This window comes from Phenylobacterium sp. Root1290, from assembly GCF_001425305.1.
Lineage (GTDB): Bacteria > Pseudomonadota > Alphaproteobacteria > Caulobacterales > Caulobacteraceae > Phenylobacterium.
On sequence record NZ_LMEE01000002.1, the window covers coordinates 333764 to 350727 of the forward strand.

General features: G+C 67.4%; 13 protein-coding genes. 6 read left to right on the forward strand and 7 right to left on the reverse strand.

Annotated features, from left to right (window positions below; genetic code table 11):
• Positions 1-20: 20 nt before the first annotated feature.
• On the reverse strand, positions 21-2228 hold the full coding sequence (locus tag ASC79_RS11080) for a TonB-dependent receptor domain-containing protein (RefSeq protein WP_200937165.1): 2208 nt from the start codon (positions 2226-2228) through the stop codon (positions 21-23).
• A gap of 192 nt (positions 2229-2420) precedes the next feature.
• Here ASC79_RS11080 and ASC79_RS11085 point away from each other — a divergent pair, with 192 nt between their 5' ends.
• Positions 2421-4205 (forward strand): VWA domain-containing protein, encoded by a 1785-nt coding sequence (locus ASC79_RS11085; protein ID WP_056015846.1) that lies wholly within the window; start codon positions 2421-2423, stop codon positions 4203-4205.
• 205 nt (positions 4206-4410) lie between these two features.
• Positions 4411-5547 (forward strand): glycosyltransferase, encoded by a 1137-nt coding sequence (locus ASC79_RS11090; RefSeq protein ID WP_082532078.1) that lies wholly within the window; start codon positions 4411-4413, stop codon positions 5545-5547.
• Positions 5548-5618: 71 nt separating this feature from the next.
• On the opposite strand, the gene ASC79_RS11095 is transcribed toward ASC79_RS11090, so the two are convergent.
• Positions 5619-6848 (reverse strand): acyl-CoA dehydrogenase family protein, encoded by a 1230-nt coding sequence (locus ASC79_RS11095; RefSeq protein WP_056015852.1) that lies wholly within the window; start codon positions 6846-6848, stop codon positions 5619-5621.
• A 14-nt stretch (positions 6849-6862) separates the two neighbouring features.
• Positions 6863-7984: an acyl-CoA dehydrogenase family protein gene (locus ASC79_RS11100; RefSeq protein WP_056015855.1), complete on the reverse strand. Its 1122-nt coding sequence runs from the start codon at positions 7982-7984 to the stop codon at positions 6863-6865.
• Between the two features lie 138 nt (positions 7985-8122).
• Between ASC79_RS11100 and ASC79_RS11105 the strand changes: the two genes are divergently transcribed.
• Positions 8123-8692 carry a hypothetical protein gene (locus tag ASC79_RS11105; RefSeq protein WP_056015860.1) on the forward strand — a complete coding sequence of 190 codons (570 nt, stop codon included), beginning with the start codon at positions 8123-8125 and terminating at the stop codon, positions 8690-8692.
• 133 nt (positions 8693-8825) lie between these two features.
• On the opposite strand, the gene ASC79_RS11110 is transcribed toward ASC79_RS11105, so the two are convergent.
• On the reverse strand, positions 8826-9473 hold the full coding sequence (locus ASC79_RS11110; RefSeq protein ID WP_056015863.1) for an OmpW family protein: 648 nt from the start codon (positions 9471-9473) through the stop codon (positions 8826-8828).
• A 124-nt stretch (positions 9474-9597) separates the two neighbouring features.
• Here ASC79_RS11110 and pepN point away from each other — a divergent pair, with 124 nt between their 5' ends.
• The 3 genes from pepN (at position 9598) to ASC79_RS11125 (ending at position 15427) form a co-directional block, all read left to right on the forward strand.
• A complete protein-coding gene (gene pepN / locus ASC79_RS11115) occupies positions 9598-12216 on the forward strand; it encodes an aminopeptidase N (RefSeq protein WP_056015866.1) in 2619 nt (872 codons plus the stop codon).
• A gap of 86 nt (positions 12217-12302) precedes the next feature.
• Positions 12303-12803, forward strand: coding sequence for a response regulator (locus ASC79_RS11120; protein WP_056015870.1), 501 nt, complete (start codon positions 12303-12305; stop codon positions 12801-12803).
• 89 nt (positions 12804-12892) lie between these two features.
• Entirely contained in the window at positions 12893-15427 is a 2535-nt protein-coding gene (locus ASC79_RS11125) for an ATP-binding protein (RefSeq protein WP_056015876.1), read from the forward strand.
• Here the strand turns inward: ASC79_RS11125 and ASC79_RS11130 are convergent.
• Genes ASC79_RS11130 through ASC79_RS11140 form a run of 3 tightly spaced genes read right to left on the reverse strand, consistent with a single transcriptional unit; the run spans position 15424 to position 16876 of the window.
• On the reverse strand, positions 15424-15900 hold the full coding sequence (locus ASC79_RS11130) for a periplasmic heavy metal sensor (RefSeq protein WP_056015879.1): 477 nt from the start codon (positions 15898-15900) through the stop codon (positions 15424-15426). The two genes, ASC79_RS11125 and ASC79_RS11130, sit on opposite strands and share 4 nt — an antisense overlap.
• Positions 15901-16329, reverse strand: coding sequence for a hypothetical protein (locus ASC79_RS11135; RefSeq protein ID WP_056015881.1), 429 nt, complete (start codon positions 16327-16329; stop codon positions 15901-15903).
• A 4-nt stretch (positions 16330-16333) separates the two neighbouring features.
• Positions 16334-16876 carry an RNA polymerase sigma factor gene (locus tag ASC79_RS11140; RefSeq protein ID WP_056015883.1) on the reverse strand — a complete coding sequence of 181 codons (543 nt, stop codon included), beginning with the start codon at positions 16874-16876 and terminating at the stop codon, positions 16334-16336.
• Between the last annotated feature and the right edge of the window lie 88 nt (positions 16877-16964).

A 16964-nucleotide genomic window follows, 5' to 3' on the forward strand; every position in this document is an offset into this window, starting at 1 on the left:
CGTCTCGGCGGGCTGGGCGACTAGAAGTCGACCTTCACCGAAAGCCACAGGCGCCGCGGCTCCTGGTTATTGGTGTACTCGGCCCCATAGGCGACCGGCGTGCCGTAAGGCAGCAGGCGCACGAAGTCCTTGTTCAGCAGATTGTAGATCGTGGCGTTCACCGTCACGCGCTCGGTCACCTGGAACGATCCGCCGACGTGGAAGAGGCTGTAGGCCTTGAAGTCGCCCAGGGCGGCCCGTGCCGGCGCATCGCTCCGGAACCGCTCGCTGCGGTACTCGCCGCGCAGCCAGGTGGTCAGGCGATCCGTCGCCTGCCAACGCAGGTCGGCGTTGGCCATATGCTCAGGAGTGTCGGTCAGCTTCTGGCCGGCGGACGCGCCGCTCTTCTGCTCGCTGTCGGTGTAGGTGTAGTTGGCCGAGAGCGTCCAATCCTCGAGGAAGCGGGCACGCATCGCCATCTCGACGCCGCGGGTCACGGCTTCGTCGATGTTCACGCTCTGACCGAACGTCGGGAAGCCGGGGAAGAAGCCGACATCGATGCAACCGGCCGGGCGGCCGGCCCCGGAGTTGTACTGGGCCAGAGTCAGGCCGGCGCTGCAGTTGGAGACGGGTTGGCCCGTGGCGATCTTGTCCTCGAACTTGTTGTCGAAGACCGTCAGGTTGGCCGAGAAGCCTTCCAGGCTGTCATAGTAGACGCCGATCTCGCTGCTGGTGCTGGTTTCCGGCATCAAGGTCGGGGTGCCGAGCAGCGGCAGGCGCCCCTGGTTGCCGAAGCCGTTGATGCCGCTGGCCAGCTGCTCCAGACGCGGGGTCTTGAAGCCCTGGCTGACGCCGCCCTTCAAGGTCCAATGCTCGTTCGGGTTCCAGACCAGATAGGCGCGGGGGCTGAAGTGGCCGCCGAAGGTGCTGTGGTCGTCATGCCGCGCGCCGACGGTCAGGGCGAGGTTCTCGGTGAAGCGCCACTCGTCCTCGGCGTAGATCGCCCACTGCTGGTGCTCGAAATTGCCCGGCGCGACGCCATCGACCATTTCGGCGTCCCAGTACTGGCCGCCCACCGTGAAGGTGTGATTGCGCCACTGCGAATAGAATTTGGTGTCGAAGATGGTGTTGGTCGACTCCAAGGTCCGCGCACCGCCGGCGCCCGCGACGCCGGGCGGAATGATCCGGCCCTTGGTCTCGGTGATCCCGCGCGAGAGGTTGCTCTCCAGGACGCCGAACGGCAGGCGCCAATTGTGCGCCAAGGCGTACTGCTGGCGATTGAACTCCAAGGCGTTGGCATAGCCGCCGGCGAGGGTGTTGGTGCCCATCTGGCCTTTGGAGTTGTCGTACCACTGGGTCCCGACATCGGCGTCCAGCCAGAAGTCCATGCTGTCGATCGGGGTCCAGCTGAGGCGCGCGCCGTAGCCGCGAATCTCGCTCTTCGTCGAGCTGCGGCCAAAGCCGGTCACCGGCGTCGGCACGCCGTTGACGTTCTCGAACGTCAGGCCGGAGGCCTCGCGGTCCACGAACGAGCCGCGCAGGGTCAGACCCAGCAGGCCGGGAACCAGCGGGCCGCTGGCGTAGACGTTGCCGCCGTAGATGTTGCCGAACTCGTCATCGCCCTGGATCGTGCCGTCCAGCGTGACCGAGCCGCCCCAGGTCTCGCCGACCTTGCGCGTGATGATGTTGACGACGCCGCCCATGGCGTCCGAGCCGTAGAGGGTCGAGACCGGGCCGCGCACGACCTCGATGCGCTCGATCGCGCTGACCGGCGGCAGGAAGCTGGTGGAGGTTTCGCCAAAGCCGTTCGGCGTGACGCTGCCGGCCGTGTTCTGGCGGCGGCCGTCGATCAGGATCAGCGTGTAGTCGCTGCCCATGCCGCGGATGTTGATGTTGAGGCCGCCGGTCTTGCCGACCGCGCCGCCGACGTCGACGCCTTCGACGGTCGAGAGCACTTCGGCCAGGTTGGTGGCGCGCATTTGCTGGAGTTCGGTGCGGGAGATCACGGTCACGCTGGCGGGAGCATCGACGATCTTCTGCTCGAAGCCTGCGGCGGTAACGACCACGCCCTCAAGATCGACGGCGCTGTCATTGGCGTCGACGGCGGCGCTCGCCACGCTGAACGCGCGGGCGGGCGGAGCCTTGCGGCGATCCTCGGATTCGACTTCGGCAAAAGCGGCGCCGCCGGAAAAGGCGAGGCAAACACCCGCGCTGGTTCGCATCAGGGCGCGGGCAATCGGCGTAATCAAAACAATCCCCTTAAACTCAAGCTTTCTGCAACTTGGTCGCACTAGCACGAAGATCCTGAGATGCAATCGCTTCTGAGAGCCATTCTCATCAGACTGACGCGGATGTGATGCCGCGCGCGGGCCGCGATCACGCCGACATTTCGCCTCACGCGGCGCGCCAAGCTGCACCATGAACTAGCCAGGAGCTTCGTCATGCCGGTGCAGAAGATGTTGCGTAGCGTCTCCATCCTTGGGCTTGCAGGCATGATCGCCGCCCCGGCCGCACCGGGAATAGCCCAACCCGTCGTGCGCGACGGCGCGCCGAACCCCGCCGCCTGCGAGGCGCTCGGCTTTCCGCAAGCTCAGGACTACACGCGCGGCATGCCTCGCCAGGCCTATCGCGGGGGAATGCCTGCTCCCCCGCCTCCGCCTTCACCAGTAGCGCAGATCCCGCCCCTGCCCGTGCCGCCGGTGCAGAAGCGGATCGAACAATCCGAGGCATACCTCGCAGCGCCGGCTCCGCCTTCACGGCCCAGCATCGTCGTCACCGGCCAGGCCCGCCCGCCGATGGACACCGAACGTTATCCTGGCGTCCAGGCCAACCCGATCAAGCGGACAGCCGAAGAGCCGGTCTCCACCTTCTCGGTCGATGTCGACACCGCCTCCTACGCCAATGTCCGGCGGTTCCTGAATGACGGCTCCCGGCCCCCCGGTGACGCTGTCCGGGTTGAGGAGCTCATCAACTACTTCGACTACGGCTACGCAAAGCCCGGCGACCGTGCGACGCCGTTCCGGCCTTATGTCGCGGTGACCCCCTCGCCTTGGGCCAAGGATCGCCAGATCGTCCACATCGGACTGCAGGGGTATGACCTGCCGCGCACGTCAGAGCCGCCGCTGAACCTGGTGTTCCTGGTCGATACGTCAGGCTCGATGTGGGGCCAGGACCGGCTGCCGCTGGCGATCAAGTCGCTGAACCTGCTGGTCGATCAGCTGCGGCCGCAGGACCGGGTCTCCATCGTCGCCTATGCCGGTTCGGCCGGCGCCGTGCTCGCCCCCACCGATGGACGCAGCAAGCTGAAGGTGCGCTGCGCGCTGGGCGCGCTGCGGGCCGGCGGGTCGACGGCGGGTGGCGAGGGGCTAAAGCTCGCCTATGACCTCGCCAAGCAGAACTTCGACCCCAAGTCCGTCAATCGCGTGATCCTGATGACGGACGGCGACTTCAACGTCGGGGTCGCTGATCCCGCCAAGCTGAAGGACTTGGTCACGGCCAAGCGCAAGGAAGGGACCTACCTGTCGGTCTACGGCTTCGGGCGCGGCAACTACAACGACGTGATGATGCAGACCCTGGCCCAGAACGGCAACGGGACCGCCGCCTACATCGACACCTTGAACGAGGCCCGCAAACTGCTGCGCGACGACTTCGCCAGTTCGCTGTTCCCGATCGCCGACGACGTGAAGATCCAGGTCGAGTTCAACCCTTCGACGGTCAGCGAATACCGGCTGATCGGCTACGAGACCCGGATGTTGCAGCGAGAGGACTTCAACAACGACCAGGTCGACGCCGGCGAAGTCGGGTCTCGCGCCTCGGTCACCGCGCTCTACGAGATCACCCCGGTCGGCGCGCCCGGCTCCAGCGATCCCCTGCGCTACGGGGCCGCACGGCCTTCAGCGGCGCCCGCTGCGGCCGGCGAGCTCGCCTACCTGAAAGTTCGTTACAAGTTGCCGGGAGCGGGCGCCTCGAAGCTCATCGAGCGACCCATCGGGGTGCGCGACTCCTACCCGACCGTGCAGGCCGCCCCCGAGGCGACCCGTTGGGCGCTTGCTGTCGCGGCTTTCGGTCAGCTCCTGAAGGCCGATCCGCGCGTTGACGCCGGCTACGGCTGGAACGACGTGGCGAGCCTGGCGCAGGGCGCACGCGGCGAAGACCCGTTCGGCATCCGGGCGGAGTTCGTGCAGTTGGTGCGATCGGCCGGCGAGGCGCAATCGCGCGGCGACTAGAGGCGACGGAACCTGCGCGCCTGGCGCTCTCGAGACTGCGCGCAGGCCATTTCCGTCCGGTCAGAAACCAAACTGCTCTTCCGTTCGTTAGCCCTGGGTCCAAACAAGAGGGAGGCGGCGAGTGTTCGACGTCACCGACTCGCGCTCTGAGAATCTGATACGCCTCGATCCGACAGAAGCTCCACATTTTGGCGCACCGGGTCGCATGGGTTTCCACCTGATCGACACCACCATGATGTACGCCCCGCGTTCCGGCGGCGTGAAGCGCTACCTGCATCAGAAGCGTGAATGGCTGACCAACCGTCGGCCCGACATCAGCCACACTCTGGTCGTGCCCGGCCCCACCACCGGCCTGGCCGCGCACGGCGTCGTCAGCGTGGCGGCCGCGCGGTTGCCGTTTGGCGACGGCTACCGGATGCCGGCCTCCACGACCAAGTGGGAGACCGTGATCCGGATGCTGGAGCCGGACATCATCGAGGCTGGCGACATTTTCGTGCCGGGCCACGCGGCTTTGGACGCCGGCGAGGCCTTGGGCGTCCCGGTGGTCGGCTTCTGCCACACCGACGCCGCGGCGCTGGCCGCGCTGCACTTCGGCGAATGGGCCGAGGCCCCGGCCATGAAGCACTGGGCCGCCACCTTCCAGAAGTTCGATCGCGTGGTGGCGCCCAGCCGTCACATCGCCCAGCGCCTCTCCGAGGCCGGGGTGGAGAAGGTGAGCGTCCAGATGCTGGGCGTCGACACCGAGCTCTTCCATCCGAGCCGAGCCGACGGCGGCAGGCTGAAGCGGCGCCTGGGGCTGCCCCCTGAGGCTCGACTGCTGGTGTTCGCCGGCCGCCCCGCGCGCGAGAAGAACATCGAGAGCCTGATCTGCGCCGTCGAGCGGCTCGGGGCGCCCTACTACTTGCTGCTCGTGGGCGCGGCGAAGGACACCCACTACTCGCCGCGCGTCATCCCGATGGGCTACGAGCGCGACCCGGTGAAGCTGGCCGGCGTCATCGCAAGCTGCGACGCGCTGGTGCACGCCAACGAGAACGAGCCGTTCGGCCTGGTGGTGCTGGAAGCGCTGGCCGCCGGCCTGCCTGTCGTCGGCCCGTCTCGAGGCGGGATCTCCGAGCTGATCGACGAGCATGTCGGCCAGCGCGCCGCCACCGTCGATCCGGCGGGCATGGCCGAGGCCATCGAAGCATTGTTCGCCCGCGATCTCGCCAAGGTGAAGGTCGCGGCCCGCCGCCGCGCCGAGCAGCGCCACCGGTGGGACAACACCTTCGAGGGCCTGACCCGCATGTACGGCGAGCTCGTCGCTGGACGCAGCGCCGCCGAAGTGGTGCCGATGCGGGCCTGATCTGGCCGAAAAAGAAAGGCTCCCCTCGCGGGGAGCCTTCAAGGCCAGGCACCTCCCAAGCGCCCAGTTCGTCAACGCCCGGTGGGCATGTCCTTGAACGCCACGTCCTTGTCGACGCGGATGTCGCCGGGCAGACCAAGCACGCGTTCGGCGATGATGTTGCGCAGGATTTCGTCCGTGCCGCCGGCGATCCGCAGGCCCGGTGCGAACATCAGCGACCAGTGGAAGGCCGCGCTGAGCGGGGCCAGGTCCTCATCGTTGATGATCCCGTACTGATCGAGCATCTCGACGGCGGTGTTGGCCAGTTCCTGCATCTGGACGGCGGAGATGATCTTGCCGATCGAGCTTTCCGGCCCCGGCGTCTGGCCGCGCGAGAGCGCGGTCATGGTGCGGTTGCGGGTGTGCTTCAGCCCCTCGGCCTGGACGTACCAGTCGGCCAGCTTCTCGCGCACGGACTGGTCCTGCAGCGCCGAGGCGCCGTCCAGGCCCGGCGTCTTGCGCGCCGCCTCCATGAACTGGCTCCAGCCCGCGCCGGTGGCGCCGCCGACCGCCAGGCGCTCGTTCATCAGGGTCACCAGGCTGACCTTCCAGCCATCGCCCTCCGCGCCGAGCCGCTGGCTGTCCTTGACCCGCACATTGGTGAAGAACACCTCGTTGAAGCCCGAGCCGCCCGACATCTGGTGGATCGGCTTGACCTCAACCCCCGGATCCTTGAGGTCGAGCCAGAACATGGTCAGGCCCTTGTGCTTCGGCACATCCGGATTTGTCCGAACGATTACAATCCCATAGTCGGAAAACTGGGCGCCTGTCGTCCACACCTTCTGGCCGTTGATCACCCAATCGCCGGACCCGTCATCGACACGCTCGGCCTTGGTGCGCGAGGCGGCGACGTCGGAGCCGCCGGACGGCTCGGAGAACAGCTGGCTCCAGATCTCCTCGCCGCGCAGGGCCGGTCCGACGAACCGCTTCTTGGTCTCCTCGTCGGCGAAGGTCATCACCGTGGGCACGCACATGCCCAGACCGATCTGGAAGGGGTTGCCTGGGATCGGGTGCTTGGCCTCTTCCTGGTTGAAGATGACCTGCTGCACCGGCGTTCCGCCCTGCCCGCCCCACTCCTTGGGCCAAGTGATACAGGCATAGCCGGCCGCCGCCTTCTTGGCCTGCCAGGCCTTGGAGGCGGCCATGCCGTCGCTGGCCTCGGGATCGGCGGAACCCTCGCGCGCCTTGGGGGCGTTGGCCTCAAGCCAATCGCGGACCTGCTTGCGGTAGGCAGCTTCTTCGGGAGTGTCGTTGAAATCCATGATCCTGATCTCCCTTAAGCGGCTTCGACGTTGCGGCGTTCGAGGTGGCTGACGAGACGCTCTTTCCAGACGCGCGGGGCGCCGGCCACGAGCGAGAGTTGGCGCGAACGGCGGTAGTGGAGATGGCAGTCCATTTCCCAGGTGAAGCCGATGCCGCCGTGGGTCTGGATGTTTTCCTTGGAGCCGAACCAGTAGGCCTCGCTGGCTGCGATCCGCGCGGCGCTGGCGGCGACCGGCAGTTCAGGTGCGTTCGTGTTCAGCGCCCAGGCGCCATAGTAGGCGTTCGAACGCGAGAGTTCGTTCTTCACGTACATGTCGGCGAGCTTGTGCTTGATCGCCTGGTAGGAGGCGATGACGCGGCCGAAAGCATAGCGCTCCATCGCGTATTCCTTGGCCATCTCCAGGCAGCGGTCGGCGCCGCCGGTCTGTTCGAAGGCCAACAGCACGGCGGCCCGGTCGAAGATCTGCTCGACCAGCTCGAAACCTTCGCCCGCATTGCCGACGCGGCGGACGGGCGTGTCCTTGAACGTCAGCTTGGCGGCGTCGCGCGTCGGGTCGAGGGTCTTGACCGCTTCACGAGCGACCGAGGCGTCCGACAGCTCGGCCAGGAACAGGCCGGGCTTGCCGTTCTCCTTGGCCAGGACGAGGGCGACGTTGGCGATGTCCCCGTCGGTCACCGGGATCTTCACGCCGGTCAGCTTGCCGTCAGCGACGCTCGCCTGGAGGCTCGACGCATTGAGCACCCCCGGGCCTTCGGAAGTGGCGATCGCGCCGATGATCTCGCCGGCGGCGATCTTCGGCAGCAGATAGGCCTTCTGCTCGTCGTTGCCGGCCAGCATTATCGCTTCGGCCAGGAAGTAGACCGTCGAGGCGAAGGGGATCGGAGCCACCGCGCGGCCGAGCTCCTCGGCGATCACGCAGAGTTCGAGGTGTCCCAAGCCAAGGCCGCCGTGTTCCTCAGGAATCGCCGCGCCCAGCCAGCCCTGCCCGGCCACCGCTTTCCAGAGGTCGGCGTCATAGGCTTTGGCGTCATCGTCGAGCACCTTGCGGACCCGCGAGGTCGGGCTGTTGGCTTCGAGGAACTTGCGGGCCTCGCTCTTCAGGAACTTCTGGTCGTCAGAAAAATCGAAATTCATTTCCGCCCATTCCGCCGTGTGTCCGGCCGGTTGATGCTTGTTCGGCGGCCACCATACGCACCGTGCGCGCCTTGGAAAGATTGACCTCGCGTCAAGAAATTCAGGGTCTTATGGCGAGCTGAACGAGGGCTCCGGCACATGGCCAAGGCGAATTTCCAGCGTAACCAGAAGGTCTGGGTCGAGAGCGTCGGCGTCTGGGCGATGATCGAGAAGATCGTCCCGGTCTGGGCCAAGGGCTTCGACGAGCCGGTGCGGGTGACCTACGACGTCGGCCTGGGCCGGGAATTCCTGGCCCACGAGCTGAAGCCTGAGCAGGAGAGCGGCGCCGAGGCGCTGGGCGCCGGCGCCCCGCCCTGGCGGCTGATGCGGGCGCGGAACAAGTGGCAGACCGAGGAAGACGCCAGCCACCATCCCTATCCCGGCACCTATCCGGTCGTGGTCACGGACGCCGCAGATTGGGGCGGCTGGCGCGTGCCGGGCGCCGAGTACGACCGCGATCCCCACAAGATCGAATTCCAGGCGCGGCTGATCGCGCGAGCTCCGCACCTGCTGGCTTTGGCCCGTGAGGTGGTGCGGATCGTCGATGAGAGCGCCGGCGATGCGCCGCCCGAGCTGCAACGCATCGCCGAAGAGATCGCCAAGCTTGACCGACACTTCCGGGAAGCGCCGACGGCGAACCCCACGCCCGCCAGGGCCGAGGTGGCCTAACCGGGAAGCCTCGACCGCGGCTCCTGAAGCAGAAGGGACCGCGTCCCCCGACACGGCTACTTCCCCTCAGCCCTCGAGCTCGGCATCCGCTCGAAGGCCGAGCTTGCGCGGCTGTTTAAGAGGTCCGGAGCGCCTAGAACTTGTAGCCGAGGCCCGCGGACACGACCCAAGGGTCAAGCTTGACCTTGCTCTTCAGCGCGCCGCCGTTGACCGAGGCGTCGGTCTCGAAGAACACCTTCTTGATGTCGAGATTGGCGCTCCACGGCCCCTGCAGCGCGACATCGACGCCAGCCTGCAGCGCATACCCAAAGCCGTTGTCGATATCGACCTTGAAGCCGTTCTCGTTCTCGCCGCCATAGAAGATCATGTAGTTGATCCCGGCGCCGACATAGGGGCTGACCTTGCCTTGCGGCGCAAAGTGGTACTGCAGCGACACGACGGGCGGCAGCACCCAGGTCTCGTGAACCTTCACGTCAGTACCGGGCCCGACCGCCTTCACTTCGTGCTTCGTGGTTCCGGCGATGGCCTCGACCGCCAGGTGATCGGTCAGGAAGTAGGTCAGCCCGAGCGTCGGCATGACGTCGTCCCCCACCTTGGCGTTGAGCCCGCTCGCGGCGCCGCCAGAGGTCAGGATCGGATCCTCAGCGTCGGTGAGCACGCCGCTGACGCGTGCGTTCAGCATCAACAGCCCTTTTTCCTTGGGCTGGAAGTCTTGTGCGGCGGCAGGAGCCGCCATGGCCAGGGCGACGCCCAAGGCCAGGACAAAGCGAGCGGTCGTCATGAGTATCCCCATTTCTCTTGTGGCTATCGCCAACGGAGACATCGCGCCGAACGGGAAGCTTCGCCTTGACCAACCTCAAATCGGCGCACTGGCGGACGACGCCTGGCGTGGCTAAATGCCCCCCATGCGCACTGACACGCCCCAGCCGATCCGGCTCGACGATTACACCCCGCCCGCTTTCCTCATCGAAGAGGTCCGCCTGGACTTCGCGCTCGCGCCCAATACGACGCGGGTGAAGGCGCGCCTGAGCGTCCGACGCAACGGCGAGCATTCGGATCCGCTGGTGTTGAACGGGGAGCGGCTGAAGCCGATTTCGGTGGCCGTCGACGGCCGCGTCCTCGCCGAAGGCGAACGCTCGATCGACGCCGAGTTCCTGACGGTGCCTGACGTGCCGGACGCGTTCGTCCTGGAGACCGAGGTCGAGATCGACCCGGAAAACAACAAGGCGCTGGAAGGGCTCTACATGTCCGGCGGCCGCTTCTGCACTCAGTGCGAGGCTGAGGGCTTCCGGAAGATCACCTGGTATCCGGACCGCCCGGACGTTCTCTCGCGCTTCACCGTTCGGATCGAGGCCGACAAGGTGTTCCGCCACCTGTTGTCGAACGGCAACCTGATCGAGGCCGGCGAGCTGCCGGGCGGCCGCCACTTCGCGGTCTGGAACGACCCGTTCCCCAAGCCGGCCTACCTGTTCGCCCTGGTCGGCGGTGAGCTCGACGTGCTGGAAGACAAGCTCGTCACCATGACCGGCCGCACGGTCGATCTTCGCATCTTCGTCGACACCGGCATGGCGCCGCGGGCCGCCTACGCCATGGACGCCCTGAAGCGCTCGATGAAGTGGGACGAAGAGGCGTTCGGCCGCGAGTACGACCTCGACCTGTTCATGATCGTCGCCGTGCGCGACTTCAATTTCGGGGCGATGGAGAACAAGGGGTTGAACATCTTCAACTCCTCGCTGCTGCTGGCCGACCCAGCGACCGCAACCGACCTCGACTATGAACGCATCGAGAGCGTCGTCGCCCACGAGTACTTCCACAACTGGACCGGCGACCGGATCACCTGCCGCGACTGGTTCCAGCTGTGCCTGAAGGAGGGGCTCACCGTCTTCCGCGACCAGAGCTTCTCGGCCGACATGCGCGGCCACGCGGTTCAGCGGATCAAGGACGTGAAGGCGCTGCGTGCGCGCCAGTTCCCCGAGGACCAGGGCCCGCTGGCCCACCCGGTGCGTCCGTCGAGCTACCTGAAGATCGACAACTTCTACACCGCGACGATCTACGAAAAGGGCGCCGAGGTCATCCGGATGCTCAAGACCCTGATCGGGGCCGAAGCTTTCCGGCAGGGTATGGACCTCTACTTCGAGCGCTGGGACGGCCACGCCACCACGGTCGAGGAATTCATCCGTTGTTTCGCCGAAGTGAGCGGACAGGACCTCTCGGACTTCTTCGCCTGGTATGAACAGGCCGGCACGCCGAAGGTGCAGCTGACCCACAGCTACGACGCCGACGCCAAGACGCTGACCATCGACCTGTCCCAGCAAACGCCGCCGACTCCGGGGCAACCGAACAAGAAGCCCCTGCCCGTTCCGGTCATCCTCGGCCTGCTGGATGGCGAAGGCCGCACCCTGGCGTTCGAACGCGATGGACGCGCCGTGGACGAAACCCTTGTCGTGCTGGACAGCGCGGCCTCGTCCGTCACCCTGACCGGCGTCGACGAGGCGCCTGTGATCTCCGCGCTGCGCGGCTTTTCCTCGCCGGTGACGCTCAACACCGATGCTCGGGCCGCCGATCGCTACGTGCAGCTGGCCGGCGACCCCGACCTCTTCAACCGCTGGGAATCCGGCCAAGACCTGGCTCGCGCCCTGATCATCGCCCGGGCGACGGGCGCCCCGGACGAGGTCGGCGAAGAGCGGTTCGCCGAAGCGCTGGGCCGCGCGCTGGCGGATCAGGCGTCTGACCCCGCCTTCAAGGCGCTGCTGCTCTCGCTGCCGACCGAGTCGGACCTTGCGATGTCGATACAGCCGGCCGATCCGGCCGCCATCCACGTCGCGCGTGAAGCCATGCGCACGCGGCTGGCTCTGCACCTGACCGAGGACCTGAAGCGCCTTCACATCGGGCTGCAGGAACTGGGCGAGTTCTCGCCCGACGCCGCCAGCGCCGGGCGACGCGCCCTGCGCAATGCGGCCCTCGACCTGATGGCCGCCAACCCGCGGGCCGAAGTCGGCGAACTGGCCGAAGGCCATTATCGCGCGGCCGCGAACATGACCGACGCAATCGGCGGCCTCTCGGCGCTCATGCAGATCGGCGGCGAACTCTATGAAACAGCGCTGGCCGACTTCTTCGCGCGCTGGAAGTCCGAGCCGCTCGTGATCGACAAGTGGTTCGCGCTGCAGGCCCGCGACCCCGACGAATCCGCTCTGGGCCGGGTTATGGGGCTGACCGCCCACCCTGCGTTCGACCAGAAGAATCCGAACCGGTTGCGGGCGCTCGTCTCGACCTTCGCCAACTTCAACCCGGCCAGGTTCCATGATCCGAGCGGCGCAGGGTATCGCTTCCTCGCCGACCAGATCCTCGCCGTCGATGGCTTCAATCCGATGACCGCCGCCCGCCTCGTCGAGCCGCTCGGCGGCTGGCGTCGCTACAAGCCCGAGCTGGGCGCGTTGATGAAAGAGCAGCTGGCCCGCATCGTGGCGACGGAAGGCCTGTCGAAGAACGTCTACGAACTGGCCGCCAAGGCGCTGGCCGACTAGCCGCCCAGCTTGCCCCCGAAGTCACGGCGAACGGAAAATTTACGCTAATTCCGTAGCTTCGGGGGACAGGAACGGAGCCGCGCGCCATGTCCGTGTCACTTCAACGACTGCGGTTCCTGATCGTCGACGACAGCACCCATGCCGTGAACCTGGTGAAGGCCATGCTGCGCGGCTTCGGCGCCGATCAGCTGTACGACGCCCAGACCATCGCCTCCGCCAAGTCGCAGATGCGAACCTCGCCCTGCGACATCGTCATCCTCGACTACATGCTGGGCTCCGAGGCCGGCGTGGACTTCGCCCGCTGGCTGCGGACCGCGCCAGAAAGCCCGGCTCCCTATACGCCCATCATCCTGCTCACCGGACATGCCGACAGGCCGCGCATCGAAGCGGCGCGCGACGCCGGGGTGAATGAGTTCTGCGTCAAGCCGATCACGCCGGCCGACCTGCTGAAGCGCATCGCCTGGGTGATCGACAAGGCCCGTCCGTTCGTCCGCAGCGAGGCCTATTTCGGTCCCGACCGACGCCGCCACGACGACCCCAGATACACAGGTCCCGAGCGACGGGCCGATCGGCGCGTGAAACCCTGACAGTTAAGCTAGACGGCCCGTGACGCGACCTGCCCGCTTGCGTAGACTCATCGTTAAGGTGAATCGGCGCGCAGAGGAGCTGCTGGGCTTTGGCCATACGCGGGGGCAAGGACACGGCCGGGGCTCGGCCCGGCCACCTGCGCGGCGCCCCCGCGCCGGGCACGAAGCTGCTTGCCCATCAGGGCTTCGTCCGCATCGCCATCCTCTCAACCCTGCTGCTGCTGGCGGTCTACACGGCCGTAGCCATCATCCGGATCGGCCGCGAGCCCCAGGTCCAGACGCTTGAGAACGCCGCCCTGCCCAGCCGTGCGGAAGCGCTGGCGGCCAGGGTCGACGTCGAAGGCACGGCGCTTCGCGGCGGCCTGTTGGCCGCTCGCGAGATACTCCAGCGCAAGGTCGATCCGCCGCTGGACGCCGCTGAAGCAGGTCTGATCGCCGCGGGCGGCGCGGCCAGCGCCGTCGCCATTCTCGACGACCAGGGCGTCATCGCGCTCGCCGGAAAGGCTCAGGGCGTCGATTGGCCGGCGCTCTCGGCCGAAATTGAGCGCACCAAAGGCGATATCTGGTTCGGCGGGTCAGCTCAGTCGGCGCCAGCCCTTGCCGCCTCGATTGAGGCAGTGACGCCCAAGGGTCGCAGACGCATCGTCGCAATCGGCGACACCAATCGGCTGGGCGCAGCCCTCGCGCCTGACCAGGCGGTCGCCACAGCGCAGGGACGCATAATTGCAGCCCTCGGCAGCGGCGGCCTGTCTCAAGCCCTGGACGTGAGCCAGGGTTTTGGCGTTTCAGCGCCGGGCATGACGCGCGCCAGCGGGCTGCTCAAGGGCGCCAGGCCGGACGGGGCGGCGCTCGACCTGGTGGCGCGGCCCGCGATGGGCGGGGCGCTTCTGACCGTGGCGGCTACGCCGTCCAGCGCCCGGGAGGGTATCTCCGCCAGCCGCGAGCTTGCCTGGCTGACCGCGCCGCTGATGGTCGCTTTCGCCCTCGGCCTCCTGCTGCTGAACCAGAGCCGCCGAATCGAGAGCGCCCAGCAAGCCTTCATCGACTCCGAGCAGCGCTTTCGCCTGGCGGTCGAGGCGGCTCGCTGCGGCATCTGGGAGTGGGATCTGACCACTGACCAGATGTTCATGTCCGACGTAACGGGCGCGATCCTGGGCTGGGGCGGCGGCGGCGTGGTGTCCGGCCAGGAGGTGCTGGATCGCGTCTCGCCCGACCATCGCGAGCGGGTCCGACAGGCGCTGTCCACGGCGGCGATGTACGGCGGTTTCGACGTATCGTTCCGGGTGCCCTCGCTTCAAGGCGGCCGCCCGATCTGGATCGACGCCCGCGGTCAGGCCTTCGGCCGGCCAGGGCACGATGGATATTCTCGGATCATCGGCGTGGCGCTGGACGTCACCGAAGAGCGGATGGCGCAGGCGCGCGCGCAGGCCGCCGAGGGCCGCCTGCGCGATGCGATCGAGAGCGTCTCCGAGGCCTTCGTGCTCTGGGATCGCAACGGCCGGCTGCTGCTGTGCAATCAGAACTTCCGCAATGTCTTCTCGCTGGAGCCGCGCCTGCTGAAGCCAGGCGCCATGCGCGAGGAGGTCACCCGCTTCGCCCAACTGGCCATCCAGCAGGAAGGGCCCAGTCCAGACGGACGAAAGGGCGTTCGCGAGGCTGAGCTGAGCGACGGCCGCTGGATCCAGATTTCCGAGCGGCGCACGGCCGAGGGCGGACTGGTGATGACCGCCGCCGACATCACCGCGATCAAGACTCAGGAAGCCGCCCGCCGCCTGAACGAAGAGCAACTGCAAAAGGCGGTCTTCAATCTTGAGCGCAGCCAGGAGCAGCTGTCTGAACTGGCGCGCAAGTACGAGATGGAGAAGGTTCGGGCGGAGGGCGCCAACAAGGCCAAGAGCGAGTTCCTCGCCAATATGAGCCACGAGCTGCGCACGCCGCTCAACGCCATCAACGGTTTCTCCGAGATCATGGTCGGCGAGATGTTCGGGACGCTCGGCGACGCGCGCTACAAGGGCTACGCGCAGGACATCCTGTCATCGGGCCAGCACCTCCTGGCGCTGATCAACGACATCCTCGACATGTCGAAGATCGAGGCCGGCAAGATGAGCCTGAAGTTCGAACCGCTGGCGCTGGAAGAAGTGGCCGAAGACGCCGCGCGCCTGGTCCGCAACCGCGCCGAAGCCGCCGGCCTGACGCTGACCATCGACTTCCCGCACCTGCCCGAGGTCGACGCGGACTATCGCGCCGTAAAGCAGGTGCTGCTGAACCTGTTGTCGAACGCGATCAAGTTCACGCCCCGTGGCGGGCGCGTGACCGTACGCGCCGAGGGCCGCCGCGATCCGACCGGCGAGAGCATCCGGGTCAGCGTCCAGGACACCGGCATCGGCATCGCCCAGGACGACCTAGCCCGCCTCGCACGCCCGTTCGAACAGGTCGAGAGTCAGCACTCCAAGACCACTCAGGGCACCGGCCTGGGCCTGGCGCTCACCAAGTCGCTGGTGGAGATGCACGGCGGCATGCTCGACATGCAGAGCGCCCCTGGCGAGGGCACGATGGTCTCCTTCACCATTCCACTGCAACAGGGCGAGCGTGTGAAGACGCTGGGCGGCTTCGCGGCCGCCTAACGCGGACGGTCCTGAGGAGGACCGCCACGAGGACGTTCGGTAAGACCACGCGCCAGCACCGCCCGATCCGCGGGCGACAGGCCGGCCGCGAAGTCGATCATGTTGTCTTCGATGCGGCCGCGGGCATTGGCTTCCTGGGCTCGGATATCGGCCAGCCGGCGCTTGGTGGCGGCCGGATCGAACGGCTCCTGACCGATCGAACGCCAGGCCTCCATTCGCGCCGAACGGGCCGAGCGCATCGCTTCCCGGACATCGGGGCTCTGCTGGCGCAGCGCGTTGCGATACGCCTCTGCGCGATCCGGCGGCAGGGAGTCTCCGGCGCGCCACAGCGGCTGTACCGGGCGCTGGCCCATCGGCGGCCGCTCTCCGCGCACCTTCTGGCCGACGACCAGGCCGCCCGCGACCGCGCCGGCCAGGAACAGGTTCAGCGCCAGCGAGATGAAAAGGACGATCAACAGACTCTTGCGGCTCATCTAGGCGCCCTCCCCCGTCACCAGACCCGACAGGTCTTCATAGTTGCTGAGCGAGGCGCTGACGGTGTCGTCGGACGCTGCTGGCTGCGTCACGTCCGAGAGCATCACGCCGACCACCAATCCGGCCGCACACGCCGCCGCCAGTCCAGCGCCGACGCCGGCGCCCATGAACCATGACCACGGGCCGCCCCAGCGACGCCGCATCCCCGGCGCCGAGGCGATGGCTGTCTGGCGCAGCGCCGGCGAAACCGACATCGGCGCCCAGAGCTCCAGCGCCGCGTCCAGTTCGCCGGCGTCGCTGAGGACAATGCGGGAGAATTCCGGCTCCGCCGCCATGAGCAAGGCCGCCGCATCACGTTCCGGCGCGGGCCAGCGGGCGATGTCGCCGCCATAGGCCTGGGCCAGGATCTCAAAGCGTTCGTGGGTCATGTGACTAACCTCCCACCATATCCGACAACGCCGCGCGCAAGGCGCGTCTCCCCCGTCCGAGCAGGCTCTCCAGCGCCTCGACGCTGATCCCCATCAGCGCCGCAGCCTCGATGTTCGAGAGCTCCTGGTAATGGCACAACACGATCGCCTCCCGCTGCCTGTCCGGCAGCCGTTGCATCGCGGCCCCAACCCGATCGCCGACATCCTTGGCTTCCAGCCCGCGGTCGGGCGCCGGCCCCTCGTCGGCGCGCTCGGGAGGCGTGTCGGTGACCACTTCGCGCCGGCGGCGCAAGCGGTCGTAGCAGAGGTTGAGCGCCACCCGGTGCAGCCAGGTGTCGAACCGGGCGACGCCTGGGCGCCAGTCGCGCGCCTGCTTCCATGCCCGCACAAACGTCTCCTGGGCCACGTCTTCGGCCTCGGCCGGATCGCCCAGCATCCTTCCAGCGAGCGCGAGCAGCCTCGGGAGCTTGCGGGCCACGAGGGCGCGCACGGCCGCGGGGTCGCCTTCGCCCACACGCGTCAGCAGCTCCTCGTCCGGGTCGCTCAAACGTCACCTCGCCTGCGAGGGATGGGAGCCTGCTATGTCCTGCAATCGCGCTCACGGCCTCTGTTCTGGGCGCAGGGTAAAGGCCCTG

Excerpts from the sequence above, each read along its gene's own strand:
- ASC79_RS11110 (WP_056015863.1), bottom strand. The coding sequence starts at position 9,473 with ATGACGACCGCTCGCTTTGTCCTGGCCTTGGGCGTCGCCCTGGCCATG.
- ASC79_RS11130 (WP_056015879.1), bottom strand. The coding sequence starts at position 15,900 with ATGAGCCGCAAGAGTCTGTTGATCGTCCTTTTCATCTCGCTGGCGCTG.
- ASC79_RS11135 (WP_056015881.1), bottom strand. The coding sequence starts at position 16,329 with ATGACCCACGAACGCTTTGAGATCCTGGCCCAGGCCTATGGCGGCGAC.
- ASC79_RS11095 (WP_056015852.1), bottom strand. The coding sequence starts at position 6,848 with ATGGATTTCAACGACACTCCCGAAGAAGCTGCCTACCGCAAGCAGGTC.
- ASC79_RS11100 (WP_056015855.1), bottom strand. The coding sequence starts at position 7,984 with ATGAATTTCGATTTTTCTGACGACCAGAAGTTCCTGAAGAGCGAGGCC.
- ASC79_RS11090 (WP_082532078.1), top strand. The coding sequence starts at position 4,411 with ATGGGTTTCCACCTGATCGACACCACCATGATGTACGCCCCGCGTTCC.
- ASC79_RS11085 (WP_056015846.1), top strand. The coding sequence starts at position 2,421 with ATGCCGGTGCAGAAGATGTTGCGTAGCGTCTCCATCCTTGGGCTTGCA.
- pepN (WP_056015866.1), top strand. The coding sequence starts at position 9,598 with ATGCGCACTGACACGCCCCAGCCGATCCGGCTCGACGATTACACCCCG.
- ASC79_RS11105 (WP_056015860.1), top strand. The coding sequence starts at position 8,123 with ATGGCCAAGGCGAATTTCCAGCGTAACCAGAAGGTCTGGGTCGAGAGC.
- ASC79_RS11120 (WP_056015870.1), top strand. The coding sequence starts at position 12,303 with ATGTCCGTGTCACTTCAACGACTGCGGTTCCTGATCGTCGACGACAGC.